Annotated in this window: 21 protein-coding genes; 10 read left to right on the top strand and 11 right to left on the bottom strand. The window is 56.9% G+C overall.

The window, feature by feature from the left end:
- Positions 1–4 precede the first annotated feature (4 nt).
- The 5 genes from moaB to Q1J88_RS07640 all read right to left on the bottom strand — a co-directional run bounded on the left by moaB (position 5) and on the right by Q1J88_RS07640 (position 2,233).
- Positions 5–544: a molybdenum cofactor biosynthesis protein B gene (gene moaB, locus Q1J88_RS07660; protein WP_301117023.1), complete on the bottom strand. Its 540-nt coding sequence runs from the start codon at positions 542–544 to the stop codon at positions 5–7.
- A 10-nt stretch (positions 545–554) separates the two neighbouring features.
- Positions 555–1,013: a molybdenum cofactor biosynthesis protein MoaE gene (locus Q1J88_RS07655; protein ID WP_301117022.1), complete on the bottom strand. Its 459-nt coding sequence runs from the start codon at positions 1,011–1,013 to the stop codon at positions 555–557.
- A 2-nt stretch (positions 1,014–1,015) separates the two neighbouring features.
- Positions 1,016–1,267 carry a MoaD/ThiS family protein gene (locus Q1J88_RS07650; RefSeq protein WP_301117021.1) on the bottom strand — a complete coding sequence of 84 codons (252 nt, stop codon included), beginning with the start codon at positions 1,265–1,267 and terminating at the stop codon, positions 1,016–1,018.
- Complete coding sequence (gene moaC, locus Q1J88_RS07645; RefSeq protein ID WP_301117020.1) at positions 1,248–1,745, bottom strand: cyclic pyranopterin monophosphate synthase MoaC; 498 nt, start codon at positions 1,743–1,745, stop codon at positions 1,248–1,250. The genes Q1J88_RS07650 and moaC overlap by 20 nt, the downstream gene beginning before the upstream one ends.
- Before the next feature lie 95 nt (positions 1,746–1,840).
- Positions 1,841–2,233 carry a hypothetical protein gene (locus Q1J88_RS07640; RefSeq protein WP_301117019.1) on the bottom strand — a complete coding sequence of 131 codons (393 nt, stop codon included), beginning with the start codon at positions 2,231–2,233 and terminating at the stop codon, positions 1,841–1,843.
- Positions 2,234–2,483: 250 nt separating this feature from the next.
- Between Q1J88_RS07640 and Q1J88_RS07635 the strand changes: the two genes are divergently transcribed.
- Positions 2,484–2,987 carry a peroxiredoxin gene (locus tag Q1J88_RS07635; protein ID WP_301117018.1) on the top strand — a complete coding sequence of 168 codons (504 nt, stop codon included), beginning with the start codon at positions 2,484–2,486 and terminating at the stop codon, positions 2,985–2,987.
- Between the two features lie 229 nt (positions 2,988–3,216).
- Complete coding sequence (locus Q1J88_RS07630; RefSeq protein WP_301117017.1) at positions 3,217–4,500, top strand: MFS transporter; 1,284 nt, start codon at positions 3,217–3,219, stop codon at positions 4,498–4,500.
- 34 nt (positions 4,501–4,534) lie between these two features.
- On the opposite strand, the gene Q1J88_RS07625 is transcribed toward Q1J88_RS07630, so the two are convergent.
- From Q1J88_RS07625 to Q1J88_RS07615, 3 genes are all read right to left on the bottom strand, one after another.
- Positions 4,535–5,419 (bottom strand): EamA/RhaT family transporter, encoded by an 885-nt coding sequence (locus Q1J88_RS07625; RefSeq protein ID WP_301117016.1) that lies wholly within the window; start codon positions 5,417–5,419, stop codon positions 4,535–4,537.
- 37 nt (positions 5,420–5,456) lie between these two features.
- A complete protein-coding gene (bioB, locus tag Q1J88_RS07620) occupies positions 5,457–6,527 on the bottom strand; it encodes a biotin synthase BioB (RefSeq protein WP_301117015.1) in 1,071 nt (356 codons plus the stop codon).
- A gap of 265 nt (positions 6,528–6,792) precedes the next feature.
- Positions 6,793–7,722 (bottom strand): LysR family transcriptional regulator, encoded by a 930-nt coding sequence (locus Q1J88_RS07615; RefSeq protein ID WP_301117014.1) that lies wholly within the window; start codon positions 7,720–7,722, stop codon positions 6,793–6,795.
- A gap of 158 nt (positions 7,723–7,880) precedes the next feature.
- Between Q1J88_RS07615 and Q1J88_RS07610 the strand changes: the two genes are divergently transcribed.
- The 5 genes from Q1J88_RS07610 to Q1J88_RS07590 all read left to right on the top strand — a co-directional run bounded on the left by Q1J88_RS07610 (position 7,881) and on the right by Q1J88_RS07590 (position 12,293).
- On the top strand, positions 7,881–9,017 hold the full coding sequence (locus tag Q1J88_RS07610; protein ID WP_301117013.1) for an FAD-dependent monooxygenase: 1,137 nt from the start codon (positions 7,881–7,883) through the stop codon (positions 9,015–9,017).
- A 97-nt stretch (positions 9,018–9,114) separates the two neighbouring features.
- Entirely contained in the window at positions 9,115–10,008 is an 894-nt protein-coding gene (locus Q1J88_RS07605; protein WP_301117012.1) for a 3-keto-5-aminohexanoate cleavage protein, read from the top strand.
- Between the two features lie 45 nt (positions 10,009–10,053).
- Positions 10,054–10,617 carry a cupin domain-containing protein gene (locus Q1J88_RS07600; RefSeq protein WP_301117010.1) on the top strand — a complete coding sequence of 188 codons (564 nt, stop codon included), beginning with the start codon at positions 10,054–10,056 and terminating at the stop codon, positions 10,615–10,617.
- A gap of 56 nt (positions 10,618–10,673) precedes the next feature.
- Positions 10,674–11,846 (top strand): ABC transporter substrate-binding protein, encoded by a 1,173-nt coding sequence (locus Q1J88_RS07595; RefSeq protein ID WP_301117009.1) that lies wholly within the window; start codon positions 10,674–10,676, stop codon positions 11,844–11,846.
- A 42-nt stretch (positions 11,847–11,888) separates the two neighbouring features.
- Positions 11,889–12,293: a thioesterase family protein gene (locus Q1J88_RS07590; protein WP_301117008.1), complete on the top strand. Its 405-nt coding sequence runs from the start codon at positions 11,889–11,891 to the stop codon at positions 12,291–12,293.
- Between the two features lie 4 nt (positions 12,294–12,297).
- On the opposite strand, the gene Q1J88_RS07585 is transcribed toward Q1J88_RS07590, so the two are convergent.
- Positions 12,298–13,227: an amidohydrolase family protein gene (locus Q1J88_RS07585; RefSeq protein WP_301117007.1), complete on the bottom strand. Its 930-nt coding sequence runs from the start codon at positions 13,225–13,227 to the stop codon at positions 12,298–12,300.
- Between the two features lie 161 nt (positions 13,228–13,388).
- Here Q1J88_RS07585 and Q1J88_RS07580 point away from each other — a divergent pair, with 161 nt between their 5' ends.
- The gene (locus Q1J88_RS07580) at positions 13,389–13,895 is read left to right on the top strand and encodes a MarR family transcriptional regulator (protein ID WP_301117005.1); all 507 of its coding nucleotides are present in this window, start codon (positions 13,389–13,391) and stop codon (positions 13,893–13,895) included.
- 36 nt (positions 13,896–13,931) lie between these two features.
- Here the strand turns inward: Q1J88_RS07580 and Q1J88_RS07575 are convergent, their stop codons facing one another.
- Both Q1J88_RS07575 and Q1J88_RS07570 read right to left on the bottom strand, forming a co-directional pair.
- Positions 13,932–14,306, bottom strand: coding sequence for a LysR family transcriptional regulator (locus Q1J88_RS07575; protein WP_301117004.1), 375 nt, complete (start codon positions 14,304–14,306; stop codon positions 13,932–13,934).
- A complete protein-coding gene (locus Q1J88_RS07570) occupies positions 14,303–15,571 on the bottom strand; it encodes a LysR family transcriptional regulator (RefSeq protein WP_301117003.1) in 1,269 nt (422 codons plus the stop codon). Before Q1J88_RS07570 ends, Q1J88_RS07575 begins: the two co-directional genes overlap by 4 nt.
- A 130-nt stretch (positions 15,572–15,701) precedes the next feature.
- On the opposite strand from Q1J88_RS07570, the gene Q1J88_RS07565 reads away from it, so the two are divergent.
- Both Q1J88_RS07565 and Q1J88_RS07560 read left to right on the top strand, forming a co-directional pair.
- Positions 15,702–16,376, top strand: a complete 675-nt coding sequence (locus tag Q1J88_RS07565) for a cysteine hydrolase (RefSeq protein ID WP_301117002.1) — start codon at positions 15,702–15,704, stop codon at positions 16,374–16,376.
- Between the two features lie 16 nt (positions 16,377–16,392).
- Positions 16,393–17,269: ABC transporter substrate-binding protein (locus Q1J88_RS07560; protein WP_301117001.1), on the top strand; the 877-nt coding region annotated here is incomplete at its 3' end.

The raw sequence follows: 17,269 nt of genomic DNA, 5'->3' as shown, positions 1-17,269 counted from the left end.
TCGTCTAAAGGGTAAGCGTGTCGGAAAGACTTGCGTAATGGGTGGCGAAATTGCAGGGGCGGTGCGTACTGTCGAGTTGCTCTTTGATAATGCGTTCCCAGGCGGTCTTGCATGCGTTGGTAGAACCGGGCACGCAAAATACCAATGTGTTGTTGGCTACGCCGCCAAACGCATCGGATTGCAACGATGATGATCCGATTTCCAGGTATGACAGGTGTCTGAAGAGTTCGCCAAAACCTGCCAGAGTGGTGTCCAGCAGGGGTGTAATGGCCTCGCCGGTTGCCTTCTGGTGCGTAAAGCCGGTTCCGCCGTTTGTGATGATCACCTGAATGTCGGGGTCGGCTATCCAGTCGCTGACAATCTTGCGCAGCTCATACTTGTTGCCGGAAGAAATACCCCGTCGGATACAGCGATGACCGGCCGCCGCAATGCTTTCGGCGAGGTAGTCGCCTGAGGTATCCGTTTCTGCAGTGCGCGAGTCTGAAATAGTGAGCACGGCGCAATTCAAGGACAGTCGGGGCGCATTCGGATCAGCTTTACTCATTGTTGTCTCGTTAATCCTGGTTCCATTGTTCGGTTTTCAGGGCATCTGCGTCGTCTTGCTGTACCCAGAATCGTTCACCGTCAGAGAGCGTTTCGCGCTTCCAGAACGGAGCCCGGGTTTTCAGGGCGTCGATGACGTATTCGCAGGCAAGAAATGCCTGGCCACGATGAGCGCTGGCAACCGCCACAAATACGATCTGGTCTTTGAGCTTAAGTTCTCCGTAGCGGTGGACGACGAGGATCTCTTCGACGTCCCAGCGGGACAGTGCGGTGTCACGAATTTCACCGAGTTCTCGCTCGCACATGCCCGGATAGTGTTCCAGATAGAGGCTTTTTGTGGCCTTATCGGGTGCGTAGTCACGCACGTATCCTGTAAAGGTGACCAGGGCACCCGCCTTGCCGGCGGTGCGTTCGCGCAGCTCGGCCACCAGGGCGGCCGAGTCGAAATCCTGGGCTTGCACCACAACCATAGTCAGCCTCCGGTTACTGGCTCGAACACGGCAACTTCGTCACCGGGCTTGATGACGACATCTGGCCGGGCGTGAAACTGGTTTACCGCCAGCTTCAAACGCTTTGTCGGTGCCAGTTGTGGATATCGCTGCTCGAGCCGGCTCAGCCAGTCGGCCCCACTGATGGGGCCTTCGATTTCCCACGATTCCTGACGTGTTTGCGTCAGCTCGGCGATCTGAGCGAAATACAGAACATTAATCGCTGTGCCACTCACCGCTTTTACCTCCGGATTTATGTTTGAGCCGAACATTTTCGATAACGATGCCTTTGTCGGCGGCCTTGCACATGTCGTAAATCGTAAGTGCGGCCACGCTGCAAGCCGTCATGGCTTCCATTTCGACCCCGGTCTTGTAGTCGGTGCGGCATGTGGCCCGAACAGTGACCGCGTGACTATCGTCTTCGGGGAGGAACTCGACTCCCACGAAGCTGAGTGGCAGGCTGTGGCAAAGCGGTATCAGTTCGGCGCACCGCTTTGCAGCGAGCACACCCGCCACACGCGCGGTGTTCAGGACTTCGCCCTTGCTGTTTTCGCGGGCTGTCAGCAAACGATATGCATCAGCACTTAGGCGTACACGGCATTCAGCCGTGGCACTGCGTTGGGTGGATGCTTTGCTGCTGACGTCGACCATGCGGATCTGCCCGCTTTCGTCGAGATGGCTGAGCGTTGGCTCGGCCGACGGTGTATGGCTCATTTCGAATAAAAAGTAAGAGAACAGACGGTTCTTATACTATACGCCATCCCATCGGTCCGCCAGGTTGCGCATATGCGCGCAGCCCGGCAGCGCAATCAGGTGCCCAGTACGCGCTTCATGTCCTGGTACTGTATCTGCTTGTCGTTGTGAAAGCCTTCGAGCAAGGCCTGTTTATGCGGCGTGAACAATTTGTCTTGCGCTTCCACAAGGCGCTTGCCTTCGGCCTGGCCCCGGGTGAACAATGGCTGGAATTCCAGCAACAGCCGGCCATTTTCCGCGGCAAAGCGGGTCAGGTGGGCGCGGGCTGTCAGTTGATGCTGGTTCAGATCGTGCTCTGATGCCTGATATAGCCCGGCAGCTCCATTGGCAGCGCCGCAGATCACAACCCATTGGTCCAGAGAGGTGCCGGCATATAGCTCGGCATTGGCATACGCGCTACCAAAGAAACTCATTGACAGCAGGGCGGCAGTCATTCTCGGTAATATCATGCTTGGCTCTACTCCTGTTGCTGGAAACGCGCTCGAACGCGATGGTCCTGTATTCTGAAGCCGGGACATTACCAAACCGTGAAAGCGCTGTGTTCGAGTGTTTCACATTGCGAGCAGACGTGTCTGCGGCGGCGGGCTTAGCTGCAATAGGCTTATGGTTTCCCCCTATGCAGGCGCAGGTTCATGCTACAAACAAGATTGGCTCGCCGGAGCTGTTCCGGCTCTTGCCCATACTCACCAGGAGAACACCATGACGATCAAAGAAGGAAACCCAATCCCTGACGGAACACTCGCTGAATACGTCCAGGTGGAATCCGAGGCTTGCGGTCTGGGTCCGAATCCATTCAAGGTTGCTGAGCAAGCCAAAGGAAAAACCGTGGCGTTGTTTGCGGTGCCGGGCGCCTTTACCCCGACTTGCTCCGAGAAGCATCTTCCGGGTTATCTTGAGGCAGCAGACGATCTCAAGGCCAAGGGAGTCGACGAGATCTGGTGCGTTGCCGTCAACGATCCGTTCGTGATGGGAGCCTGGGGCAAAAGCCTGGGTGTGAACAATCGGGTGCGTATGCTGGGTGATGGCAGCGGCACCTGGACCAAGGCCCTGGGCCTGGAACTGGATCTTACCGATAAAGGCCTGGGCGTTCGCTCGCAGCGTTATTCGGCTTTGTTGCGCGACGGTGTGGTCGAAAAACTGAACCTCGAGAACGGCCCCGGTCTCGGTGTCAGTGATGCCCAGACCTTGCTCAAGCAGCTCTGATCAAGTGTCAGGGCCTTTCAGACTTCCCCGCGAGCTCGGACCGTCTGATCGTACCTTTGCCATGCCCATTGGGCGGCCAGGTGTCGGCACCTGCCGCCGGGCACGGCGGATGCCTGTCCGGAAGGCTGTGTAATTCGGGCATGTGTCGGGCCGGTCCCGGCCATGGTCTGACACCCACTTGTCCAAACTTTATCTGCCGTCCGGCGTGCACCGGGCGGCAGTGCTATTTATGCTGAAGAACGTCGCGTCCTTTTTCTCCCTGTACCTGGCAACTTTGGTGATGTTGCTGGGCACGGGTCTGTTCAATACGTTCCTTAGTCTTTGGCTGACGGCTGCTTCCGTGTCTGAGTTCTGGGTGGGGGCGCAAATCGCTGCCTACTATTTTGGCCTGGTTGCCGGTGCCCGTGTGGGTCATAAACTGATCATCCAGTTTGGTCACATACGCGCGTATTCGGCGGGGGCTGCGATCGTGACGGTCGCCCTGCTGACCATGGCCTTGATTGACAACCTGTGGATATGGCTGGGATTGCGCTTTCTGGTGGGGCTGGCCATGGTGGCTCAGCTGATGGTCGTGGAAAGCTGGCTCAATGAACAGGCCGAGAACGAAATGCGGGGCAGCATCTTTGCCCTGTACATGGTGTTTTCGGGGCTTGGAACGGTTCTGGGTCAACTGGCTTTGGCGATGTTCCCCGAACTCGATTACAAGCCGATTGTGTTCGCGGCGATCTGCTCGGTGCTTTGCCTGGTGCCGGTGGCGTTGACGCGGCGCTTGCACCCGGCGATGCAGGTACCCGCACCCATCAAGCCACGCTATTACCTGTCGCTGGTTCCGATGTCTCTGGCGACGGTCTTCATCAGCGGATTGCTGACGGGTGCATTCTACGGGTTAGGGCCAGTGTTTGCCGTAAAGCAGGGGCTGGATAACAACCAGGCGGCTATTTTCGTTGCGGCAGCGGTGGCCGCAGGCTTGCTGGCACAAGGACCGCTTGGATGGCTGGCCGATCGGGTCAATCGCGCCGGCCTGATTCGTCTGAATTCGCTGTTGCTGCTGATCATCGGCATACCGGCCTGGGGCTGGGGGCAGTTGCCGTACTGGGCATTGCTTCTGGTGTCGTGTGCTTTCGGAGTATTGCAGTTCACGCTGTATCCGATCGGTGTTGCCTTTGCCAATGACAATATCGAACCCGAGAGGCGTGTTGGCCTGAGCGCCATTGTCTTGATGGCGTATGGGCTTGGTGCCTGTCTGGGACCCTTGGCTGCGGGCGCCTTGATGCGTGATATCGGTGCGGAAACCTTCTTCATGTTTGTATCCGCGTGCGCAGCCGTACTCGTGCTGTACGTGCGACCACAGCAGGTCACGGGCGATCATCTCAGCGCGGACGCTCCGACGCAGTTCGTCCCGATGGCCGAGGTGCAGGCCACTCCGGTTGTCGCGGCTCTTGATCCCCGGGTGGACGTCGAAACCGATATCTCGGCCGAGCCTTTGCCGGATGAAGTGCCGGTCGAAGGTTGATGGTTCCCGGATGTGCGTTGTCGCGTCGGGGGCGCTAGCGTGGCAATAACAGGCCGATCGCACCGACTGCCAGAAAAAGCCCCGCTATCTTCTGCGGGCCAAGTGTCTCTCTGAAGAGCCGCGCACCTGTCCATGTGCCCAGACCAATGACGCCTACGTTTACCGCTGCGAACACAAGGGTCGGGTTGTCAGGATATTGCTGGTGGGCCAGAAGATAAAAATAGATGTTGCTGAAGTTGAGCATGCCCAATAACGTTCCGGCCGCCACGCTGCGACGGTGCCAGGATGTTCGCCGGGCAAGCAGAAAGGTGAAGGAGGTAATGCCGGCCAGCACAAAAGCCGCAAACAGACTGCTGGAAAAATCCAGGGCACTGCGGGCCATCTCCTTGAAAAGGACGTCGATGGTTCCGTACCCCAGCCATACACAAAGTAGCAGGGGAATAGTCAGGGTCGCAGTTCCGCCGGGCCGGGTAAGTGTGGTCGGCCCGGCGGACGTGGCTGGTTTAGTGCCGGGCGTCGGCCAGATCAGGCAAAGTAGCGCGGCCAGCGCAACGCCCATGCCAGTCAATTTGGTGCCACTGAATGACTCGCCGAACACCCAGAATGCGGCGGCCAGCGGTATCAGTAACGACAGGCGTTGGGCGGCGTCGCTGACGACAATGCCGGCATGCCGAACAGCACCGGCCATCGCAAGAAAGACGCCTGGCAGCAAGATGCCCAGTGCAATGAGTATCCACCAGGGCGTTCCTGGCTGAAGGACTTGTGCGGGCTCGGGGCGTAGCAGTGCAAGGCAAAGCACTGCGGCCACCGGGTAGTTGACGGCGATTGCCTGATCAACCTGGATGGATCGCCCACGCGCAATCTTGAGCAGAACCGATACTGCCACACTGCAGGTGACACATGCAGCAAGACTCAACATCACGTGTGCGACTGGTAATTCCCGGGGCTAATTCGAATCAAGCCCCGCCTATTGCCTGGGGAACCGACATATCGGCATCTTTCTCGCAGGAAGTCGAAGCTGGCTGCTGCAAAGCGCCGTCCTTTTCCGCATGGCCGGCCTCGCGCAGGCCCAGGCGTTCAAACAGGGCGCGGTCCTGCATGTATTGCGGGTTGCCGGTGGTGAGCAGCTTTTCCCCGTAAAAAATGGAGTTTGCCCCCGCGGCAAAGCACAAGGCCTGCATGGTTTCGCTCATGGCCTCGCGCCCGGCCGAGAGTCGTACGACTGCCTTGGGCATGGTAATGCGGGCCACCGCTACCGTACGGATGAACTCGAAGGGGTCGAGGTCTTCGTTTTCGAACAGGGGAGTTCCTTCGACCTTGACCAGATTGTTTACCGGAACCGAGTCGGGATAGGGGTTCATATTCGCCAACTGATATACAAGGCCGGCGCGCTCGCGTCGTGACTCGCCCAGACCCACGATGCCGCCGCAACAGACATTGATGCCGGCGTTTCGCACGCGCTCCAGTGTGTCCAGTCGGTCCTGGTAGGTGCGTGTCGAAATGATCTGGCCATAAAACTCGGGAGAGGTGTCAAGGTTGTGATTGTAGTAATCGAGACCGGCCTCCCGAAGCTGTTCGGCCTGACCTTCTTTGAGCATTCCCAGAGTGACGCACGTTTCGAGGCCCATGGCCTTTACTGCAGCAACCATTGCGGCGACATGTTCGATCTGGCGTGCGCTTGGAGACCGCCATGCCGCTCCCATACAGAATCGCTGTGCCCCGCCGGCCTTTGCCTGACGTGCCGCTTCAAGCACCTCTTCGAGTGCCATGAGCTTCTCTTGCTCGACTTCGGTCTCGTAGCGCGATGATTGAGGGCAGTATGAGCAATCTTCGGGACAGCCGCCGGTTTTGATGGAAAGCAGGCTGGAAAGCTGGATTTCGTTAGGGGCGTGATGCTCTCTGTGTACGGTCTGGGCCCGGTACAGAAGATCGAGAAACGGCAGTTCGTACAGGGCCACGATGTCGTCGATGGTCCAGCGATCCGAGGCCTTTTTGCGGCGCACTTCAAGGGTAGTGATGGTGGACATTTAACCTGGCATTCAAAATTTTGTATTGCAGTGGGGCGGCCTGTGCACAATGGTTGCGTTCAGGCCTTCTTCACAATTGGTATGGTCAATAGTATGACCCCGGCAATAATTCGGCAACGCACGGCCCGCCGCCAAATGTTTGCATCTTTCATTTAAAATTCGGCTTCTTCCTGCCTTCTTGTTGTAATTATGGTCGCATGATCAGTAATCGCCGCAGCGTGCACAGCAGTGGCGAATTCGTTTCTGATTGTTACTAGAGCGAGAGTCAGCTTTGGCGCGCGCCGCCCGGTACTTCTACGCCATGCCACGTACCCTGGCTTACCGCCATGGCCACCGTCTCATGCACCAGCTTCCTGCCTTCATGCACTGCGTGTGAATGCGATCGGGCCAGGCTCTCGAACAGGGACCAGGTCAGAAAGAGTCCGCGTAGCGGGCTCCAGCTGATGTCTGCCAGGTCGTGGTCATACACTGCGCTGGCCGGAACCACGGTGACCCCCAGGCCCTGGCGCGCCAGGTCAAGGCACAGGGCAAGCGTGTCGGTTTCAATGGCTATATTGAAGTTCATTCCCTTGCGCTTGAGCATGTGCTCTACTTGAGACGTAATGGCATTGGGGCGGCCCGGAAGTATCAGCCGGGCTCCGTCCACGCAAGACAAAGGCGCGGGTTCACGGGAATCAAAGTTTTCTGACCGCTGGCCCAGCACAATGAGCGGCTCACGTACCAAGGGCATTTGAGCGTAACCTGCAGGGGGGGCCGGGTCGAAAGGCATTATGCAAAGATCAAGCACCCCGGCCAGCAAATAATCCCGGAGTATGTTGCTGACGCCTTCATGCACACGCAGTTTGATGTTGGGGTGCTCTCGCAACATTGTGCCAACAAAACGAGAGGTGAATGCCCTTTGCCAGGATGCCGGTACACCAATGGACAACTGCCCGGATGCCACCTCGCCAACCTGGTCCTTTAGAAGGGCGAACTGGCGAAGCAATGGCCGACTGCGATCTGCGAGCAACTTGCCCGCCTCGGTGAGACTCACGCCGCCCTGGCTGCGCACGAACAGCGCCGTGCCCATCAGTTTTTCGAGTGTCGCGATATGACGGGACAGCGTTGGTTGCGACAAGTTCAGGTCAAGAGCTGCCTTGTTGATGCTGCCCAATTCGGCAACACGCAACATGTATTCGAGCAAACGCGTATGCATAGGCTTAGTTAGTCATTTTCCGCATAACGACTATATCACCCTGGCATTATTTTTATAACCGCATCTTGCACTACCATTGCAGTACAAGCATCGCAGGCGTGACGCATGTGCATACGAGCGTTCTACTGTGCAGCGCATGCCCAATTGGAGACACATTCATGAAAATCAGGATCGTCGGAGCCGGCCCGGCAGGACTTTATTTTGCAGCGTTGATGAAGCGACACGATCCGTCGCACGACATCGTTATTTTCGAGCGCAATCCAAGAGACGCGACGTGGGGCTTTGGCGTGGTCTTCTCGGATCGGGCACTGGAGTTTCTGCGTGCGGATGACGAGGAGCTTTATCACTATCTGACTCCTCACCTTGAAAACTGGCCTGAAATTACCGTCGCTCGCAACGATACGCGCATTCCAATCGCCGGCAACGGGTTTGCGTCGATCGGCCGCCTGGAACTGCTGACGCTGTTGTACGAGTACGTCGAGAAGCTTGGTGTCGAAATCCGTTTCGAAACCGAAGTTTCAAACTTTCAGGAGTTGGGCCCGGCCGATCTGATCATTGCCGCCAATGGTGTTTCGTCGTGGATACGCTCCGAGAATGAAAAAAAACTGGGAACCACTACCGACATCCGTCCGAACAAGTTCATCTGGTATGGCACGACCAAGGCGTTCAACAGTCTGACCCTGACGTTTCGAGAGACGGACAAGGGCGTATTTTGTGCACATCATTACCGGTATCGACCCGACATGAGCACATTTCTGGTCGAAGTCGCAGAAGACACCTGGCATCGTGCCGGATTCGATTCCATGAGTCCCGAAGACACAATCGCCTATTGCGAGCGGGTATTTGCGACGGAACTCGAAGGACACCCCATCATAAGCAACCATTCGTATTGGCGTAATTTTCCTGTAATCTGGAACGAGAACTGGGGTTTCGATAACGTTGTGCTTATGGGCGATGCCTTGCGTACTGCCCATTTCTCTATCGGATCGGGGACCCGTCTGGCCATGGAAGATGCCGTGGCGCTGTTCAAGGCATTTCGCGAAAAAGGCAATGATGTGGCTGCTGCCCGTGACAAGTTTCGCGACCTGCGCCTGCCTCCCATGCGCAAGATATGGGAAGCCGCAAATGCCAGCATCAAGTGGTACGAACGAATGGACGAACTGGTTCCGGCCATGAGTCCCGTAGAGCTTGCATACAGCTACATGACACGCACCGGCCGTGTCTCGCGTGAGGACATGCGACGGATCGATCCAGAGCTGGCAGCCGCCTATGAGGCGCTTTCAACCGATACTTGAAATCTGAATAGCGCGTATAGCTTTTGAACATTATTCAAGTAACTCATCTGCCGCTACCATCCTGAAAACAAGTCGGCGCACGAACGAGGAGACAACCATGAGCAAGCGCAAGATCATCATCACCGTCGCCCCCACCGGTGGCATGGCCAGCAAAAAGCAAAACCCCAACTTACCGACCCAACCGAAGGAGATTGCCGAGGACGTGCTTCGTTGCTACAACGCCGGAGCCAGCGTGGTGGCCCTGCATGCGCGGCGTGCCAGCGACGACGAAGCCACCTGTGATCCGGCTGTGTACGGAGAAATGAACGCGCTGATACGCGATAAATGCGACATCGTGCTCAACAATTCGACGGGTGGCGGAATCAATGGTGACATGATTCACCAGCTGAATAACGGCTTGTGGGAGATCAAGTTCGAAGAGCGTCTGAAGGGCATGGAGGCGCCCGGAGCCGAGATGTGCACCCTTGACGCCCAGACTATCTGCGCCAGTTTCCACGACAAGGAAATTCTGGTTCCCACGACACCTACACGCATCAGGGAATTGGCCGAAAAAATGATGGCGCGCGGTATCAAGCCCGAATGGGAGGTCTTCAGCCTTGAAGACATGGTGCAGGACGTATCCAGAGCGATCAAGGCCGGCCTCGATAAACCCCCGTATTTCATCAACATTGTCATTGGTGTCAATGCGTTTCAGGGAGCCTTGCCTTACACACCCCGCATTCTTCAGATGATGGTCGACCATCTTCCGCCCGACTCCATATTCAATGTCAGCGGCATTGGGCCGGCGCAGCTTCCGGCGACAGTCCAGGGAATATTGCTCGGGGGGCACGCGCGAACCGGCCTTGAAGACAATCTGTATTACGAACAGGGCGTTCTGGCTACCAATGTGCAACTGGTAGAACGACTGGTTCGTATTGTGCGCGAGCTGGGTCATGAACCCGCCACGGCTGCTGAAGCGCGCGAAATGATGGGATTGGCTCCGCTCAATTGATCGCCGCTCATACCCGCGTTACATCAACCACCAAACGGAGAAGACATGAACAGTGGTAAGGGAATCAGGCCCGTGCGTCGCATAGTCACCGGCCACAATGCAGAAGGTCGGTCTGTCATTATTTCTGATGGGCCTTCTCCGCACTCGATGGCGCTGGCAGGCGTTTCCGACTTCGGCGTGACCGACATCTGGAAAACTGACCAGACGCCTGCGAACAATGAAGGTGATCGCGACCCGTGTTCGGCACAAATCAGCCTTGCACCACCGCCATCCGGATCGGTCTTTCGGGTAGTGCAGTTTCCTCCCGACAAAGAATACATCGGCAAGTGGAAGCGCGACGAGGCGTTCGCTTCGATGGGCGAGTCGGGTGCCGATGCCATGCACGAAAGCGGCGATCGTCACGAAGCCATGCACCGTACCAACTCAATCGATTATGCCTTCGTCCTCGAGGGTGAAATCTGGGCGGTGATGGATGAAGGCGAGGTTCGCATGACCGCGGGCGATGTACTTGTGCAGCGCGGAACCAACCATTCATGGAGCAATCGCAGCGACAAGCCGTGCATGGTGGGCTTTGTCTTGATTGACGCCGTACCGGTATCAATTCCGTAAGCATCATCAGCTTCAAACCCAAAACAACAAGCAGTTTGAGCTTCCAGGAGACAACCATGAAATGCAGAATGTTTATTGCCGGCTTGGCTGGATCGCTGTCGATGTTGGCGGCACCTGCCAGCGCCGATATAAAGATCGGCTTCAGCGGCCCCCTGTCCGGGCCCGGAGCCGCGCTGGGCCAGGACCAGTACGACGGACTCATGCTTGCCGTCGAACAGCACGGCGGCAAGTTTGGCGGTCAGCCGGTAATCGTCATCAAGGAAGACGATCAGGTAAAGCCCGAGACCGGCGTCCAGATTGCGCGCAAACTGATAGAGCGCGATAAGGTCAACGCCATTGTGGGCATGGGCTATACGAACGTGCTCATGGCTCAACTGCCACAGATTGTGGAATCAGGTGTGGTGGCGATCTCTACAAACTCAGGTGCGCGCGCCATTTCCGGCGAAGGGTGCAAACCCAACATTTTTGCAGCTGCCTGGCAGAGCGACGGTCCTGCCGAGTCCATGGGGGTCTACGCCCAGAACAAGGGTTATGGCAAAGTGTTCTTGATGGCACCCAACTACCAGGCCGGCAAGGAAATGCTCGAAGGGTTCAAGCGTCACTTCAAGGGTGAGGTCGTTGAAGAGTTGTATACGCAACTGGGCCAGACCGACTACTCTGCCGAAATCGTACAACTGCAAACCTCGGATGCCGATGCCTTGTTTGTTTTTTATCCCGGCGGCATGGGAATCAATTTCGTCAAGCAGATGCGGCAGGCCGGCATGATGGGCAAAATGCCAGTTTTATCGGTGTTTACTGTGGATGGCACTACCTTGCCTGCGCTCAAGAATCTGGCAGAAGGCGTTGTTGCAGGTGCCATGTGGAGTGCCGGATACGACAGCCCCGAGAACAACGCGTTCGTCAAGGCATTCAAAGACAAATACAAGAGATCGCCCAGCATGTACGCCGCTGCAGCCTATGATGCCGGAAACCTGCTGGCCATTGCGGCAGAAAAGCTGAACGGCGATGTCGCGGATAACCAGGCGTTTGCCAAAGCGGTACGCGAGGCAGGCGATGAGCTGAAGTCAGTACGCGGCCCCTTCAAGTTCAACAATAACCATATGCCGATTCAAAATTACTATGCATTCGAGGCGGTGGCCGACGGCGGGGACGACGTCGTACTGAAAAAAATCGCTACACCGCTGGAGATGCACAAGGACATCTACCACCAGCAGTGCTCGATGTCATAACAGGCTATTATCAAGGCTTTTGAAACTGGGAGCTTGGCCAGAATGAGCCTGTTTGAACGTAGCCTTACTGTGGAGTGGGGTGATTGCGATGACGCCGGTATCGTCTTTTACCCCAACTTCTTTTATTGGTATGACAGTACTTATCAGGGGTTGTGCCGCAGCCGCGATCTAAGCCAGCGCAAGATTCGCGAGCGCTTCAATGCATGCACTCCCCTGGTGGATGTGGGCAGCGTGTTCCGTTCACCAGTTTCCTACGATGACATCATCACCATCGAAGCCGATATCGTTGAATGGGCCGAACGTCGGTTCAAGGTAGCTTATACGGTCAAGTGTGGTGACCGGCTAGTAGCCACCGGCCACGAATTGCGAGCATGGGCCCAGTTCGTCGGTGAAGGGCGCCTCAAGGGAGCGCCCATCCCCGACGAATTCAAGGCGACATTCAGCTAACAAGTCAGCAGCAGCCGTCGTTGGAAGGCGGCTGCAAACGTGTGTAGCGGCCGTAAACGGGGTCCTTGTCGAGCCCCAGCAGGCGAATGGCGTTGTCGCGCAGAATAAGTGGCTTGACCTCGTCTCGAATGCCGATTTTCTCGAAGTCTTCCAACCAGCGGTCGGGTGTGATCACCGGAAAATCAGATCCGAACAGCATCTTGTCTTTCAGGATGGTGTTGGCATACTGGATGAGAATTTGCGGGAAATACTTTGGTGACCAGCCCGATAGGTCGATATAGACATTGGGCTTGTGCGTGGCCACGGCCAATGCGTTCTCTTGCCATGGGAAAGACGGGTGCGCGATGATGATGGGCATGTCCGGAAAGTCGACAGCCACGTCATCCAGAAACATGGGGTCGGAATACTTCAGGCGCACCCCGCCACCACCGCGCATGCGTGCGCCCACCCCTGTCTGACCGCTATGAAAGATAGCCGGCAGGCCGGCCTCGGCGATGACCTCGTACAGGTCGAAGGCACGACGTTCATTCGGGTAAAACTCTTGCTGGGAAGGGTGAAACTTGAACCCGCGTACCCCGTAGTCTTCGATAAGACGGCGAGCCTCTCGAGCCCCCATCTTGCCTCGTAGCGGGTCGATGCTGGCGAAGGGTATCAGTACATCTTGGTGTTTGGCGGCTTCTTCAGCCACCTCTTCATTCGAAATCCGCACCTGACCGTTCGCGCGTTCGGTGTCGACGGTGAAAATCACCGCCATCATGTTGCGCTCGCGATAATAATCGGCGGTTTCTGCAATAGTTGGCCGAGGCATTTTTTCTTTGAAATACGCTGCCATGGCTGTGTCAAAGGCAATGGCGACCTCGTCGGGCGGATTGCGGGTGGAAACGGTTGCATGGGTATGGATGTCGATGGCGACAACCTGATTAACGCCGGTCATGGGTATCCTTGGAACGTAAAACGGTGGTCCGATGTAAGGGTCTGCGCCGCTGTCCATCAGGGCCGATACTAATATATTGTTAAGCAGGTTAACAGTTATAAGGAATCTTATTATTTAGAATTTATGGTATCCATCGGGGCTAACCCTGTATGGCGTCAACAATGAATACTCCAAGTGTGCCAGGCATTGCCCAACAACCGATACTGCCCGACAATCCCGAGGGTAGCGTTCCGGATGCGGACGACATCGACCTGCTTCGGGATTCCCTGGCCTACGAGATCAAGAAGGCGCAGGTACGTTGCTACGAAATGCTGTTCGAGTTTTTCGGACCGGAAGCGCTTTCTCCCGGGAGGATGACGGCGCTTTGCATTATCGGCAATCACCCCGGGATCAATCAGTCGGCTCTGGCGGATGCCTTGCGCGTTAACCGTGCCAGCGTGGTCAAGGTCATTGATGCCCTTCAGGCTCTGGGATATGTAGAGCGGCAAAGCATCCCCGAAGATCGTCGCAGTTATGCGCTGGCGGTTACTCCGACAGGCTTGGCCGAACTGCGTCGGCTTACACAGCTGTCGCGCAGGTTCGAAGAGATGGTGGCATCTCAGTTAAGCAGTCGCGAGCGCAAGACGCTGATGCGATTGTTGGCAAAAGTGGCGGTTGTAAAACCGTAGACTCTGTGGCGCCCCGGTTGAAATCGGCCCGACGGTTCAGTCGGAGCCAGAAGGTTGTTTTGCAATAAGGGCGGTCAGCGCATCAATGTCCGCTTGCGCGGCGCGCGCGGCGGCGGCCTCGATATTTCGGTAATGTGTAACCAGGGCGCGGCCGGTGGCCGTGAGCCGGCTTCCGCCGCCCGCAACACCGCCTTCCGAGGAACTGACTGCAGGTTCTTTTAGCGCGTTGTTCGTATCGTTGACCAGTAGCCACGCGCGCCGGTACGACATCTTCAGTGCTCTGGCGGCGCCCGAGATGGAACCAGCCCGGTCTATAGCCTCGAGCAAGGCGACCCGGCCGGGTCCGATGGCAATGGCCCCGTCGCGATAAATGCGCATGCGGAACTGGACGGTAGAGTTGGAAGAGGTCATGACACAGGCTCGGGACTAAATGGGAGATGATCGGGTATCGAGGTGATGGCCCGCACTTCGGCAAGCAGAAGCTGTGTACCAGGCGAAGGTCGATCGTCCATGCGTCGAAGCAGGCCTACCTGGCGAGCGGTTTCGGGCAGGTGCAGATCAAGCTCGACCAGCATGGCAGCCGAAAGCTCACGCCGGTACTGGTGAGACGATACCAGAGTCAGCATTTCACTTTCGAGCATGATCTCCCGAATAATCGACAGATCGGTCGTTTCCACGGCAACTTTGGGCAGAGGCAGACGTCTTCTTGAGAATAAGGTCTCAAACAGATTACGTGTAGGTGTGCCTGCGTGAGGCAGGACCCAACCGTACCCAAGGGTATCACCCAGTGTCACGCCGCTTTGTTTGGCCAGCGGGTGGCCCGCTCGACACAACACGGCCATCTTGTCGTCCATCAAGGCCTCTCGAAGCAGACCTTTGCAGTGTTCTTGGGGGCGCAAGGCTCCCAGCATGAAGTCGATTTCGCCGGCGCGCAGGGCTGCGACCTGCACTTCGAAAGAGTCTTCCATGGTCGAAACACGCAGCTCGGGGTGTTTGACCAGCAGCCGGGTAATGGCCATTGGCAGCATATAGGTCCGGCCCAGGGAAAGCACACCCACCCTGATCTCGCCTTTTTTCAAACCCTGCATATCGGCGACTTCGTCGGCCGCGATACGTATCTCGTTGAGGGCAAGTTTAAGTTGCCAGATAACGGTTTCTCCGGCCTGAGTCGGGTACAGGCCTCGGGCGCCGCGCTCGAAAAGCGTCGTGCCTATGTCGCGCTCGATATCGCGAAGCATAAGACTTATCGCGGGTTGCGAAATACCCAGAGCATTGGCGGCGGCTCCCATGTGGCGCCGCCGGGAAAGCTCGACCAACGCCTTGAGACGGCGGGGATTCATTTGCAGCATGTACAGCCCGCTGCGACGTGCGCTGCCGGAAAGTACCGCCACGTCACGATAGGCGGTATCCATATAGGCGAAGGCCCGTTCAACCCGATGTAACAGTACTTGACCATATCGAGTGGGAAGCATGCCGTGAACCGAGCGTTCGAACAGGGAAACATTCAGCTCGCTTTCGAGCTGTAGCACCGCCCGCGTGACCGCGGATTGAGCACGGCAAAGAACTGCACTGGCCTGAGATACGCTTCCGTGCCGGCACACCGCATGAAACGCACGCAGATGCCGTGTGGAAATGGTTGGCGCCGCAGTTTGCTCGTTGCCAAGAGGTCCGTGCATATAAGTAATTTAGATGGCTCTTGCGCGGATTTTCGTCTATTCAATCGAAATTTTCCACCCTAGACTGTGAAGCAAGCAGCATCGTGCCGGCCGAGTTTGCGCCAGCCCCGATCAACTCTACGGATGCATCATGAGCCAACAGCTTTCTGTCGCCATGCCTTCCCACGTTATCGAGCGGGTCATGCAAAAGCGCGGTCGCATGCGCATCTTTGATCGCTTCGAACCGTCCAGAACGGCGCTGGTCATCATTGACATGCAGTGCTTTTATGTTGACGGCCTGCCGGCTGCGCTACAGATTATTCCGGTCATCAACCGGCTGGCCTCGGCGTTTCGCGAACGGGGGGCGCATGTAGCCTGGGTCAGCATGACGGCGGGCCGGGGAGGCAAAAGCCTTTGGCCGCTGTATCACGACTATTTTTTTTCCGCTGATAACGGTGCACGCCATCGCGACGGACTTACCCCGGGCAATCCGGGTCACAAGCTGCATCCACTGCTGGATGTACAGCCCGGCGATATTCAGTCCAGCAAAGACAGGTTCAGCGCGTTCTTTCCAGGCGCTTGCGATCTGCACGACCAACTTGCCCGGCGAGCCATCGAAAACGTTGCCATTGGCGGGGTCGTAACGAACTTTTGTTGTGAAACTTCCGCGCGTGACGCAATGATGCTCGACTACCGTGTGGCCATGGTGTCCGACGCCAACGCCGCCCGGTATGCCGAAGATCACCAAGCGGGTTTCACCACTGTATTCCAGAGTTTTGGCGACGTGCTTACGTCGGATGAGTTGCTTGATGAGGTGTTGCGCTAGCCCAAGGAGGCGTCAAATGAAGTCGTTCCAAAATCTTCAGTCAGGAATGCGTCGGCGGTTTGGCGCGGTGTTAACGGCATTCGCGGCCGGGTTCTTCATGTCGGCAGGCGCGACGCCAGTTGCAGCCGAAGACGTAGTGCGCGTCGGTGTCATTGGTGAGTTTTCCGGTGCTTTCGCCGCCTATGGCCAGCAGTCACGCCGGGCAATCGAGCTCTTCATGAAAGAGCACGGCGATAAGGTCGGCTCTACTCGCGTCGAGGTACTGTATCGTGACACCACGGGTTTGAACCCCGAGGTATCGCGGCGGGCCGCGCAAGAGCTTGTTACCCGCGAGAACGTCCAGTTTCTGGCCGGTTTCGGATTGACTCCCAACGCGCTGGCTGTGGCGCCTGTGGCAACGCAAACCAAAACTCCAATGGTTGTAATGAACGCTACGGCTACGGTTTTTGTTCCGACGCGTTCTCCATATATAGTTCGCGTCTCGCTCAGCCAGCAGCAACTGGCCGTGCCGCTTGCCAAATGGGCACTTGAGCAGGGCATCAAGACTGTTTACGCGATCGTTCCCGATTATGCACCCGGCATCGACGTCGAAAAGTATTTCACCCAGGCTTTTGAGGCGGGCGGGGGCAAAATGGTAGGGTCTGTGCATACCCCGTTGGGCGGGGTGGAATATGCGCCGTACCTGCAACGTGTGGCCGCCGAGAAGCCCGATGCCATCTTTTTCATGAGTCCTTCCGGCGATCAGGGCTTGCAGTTTTTAAAGGCGTTTCGTGGTCGAGGCATGGATAAGGAGGTCAAGCTTCTGTCTACCGGTGAGCTTACTGATGAAATTGTGCTTGACAGCCTGGGAGATGACGCCTTGGGTCTGATCACCAGCATGCATTACTCGGCGG

Origin of the sequence: Pusillimonas sp. (assembly GCF_029263785.1) — a bacterium.
In the GTDB taxonomy this organism is placed as follows: Bacteria; Pseudomonadota; Gammaproteobacteria; order Burkholderiales; family Burkholderiaceae_B; genus Pusillimonas.
This window is presented reverse-complemented; position numbering and strand designations above follow the sequence as displayed.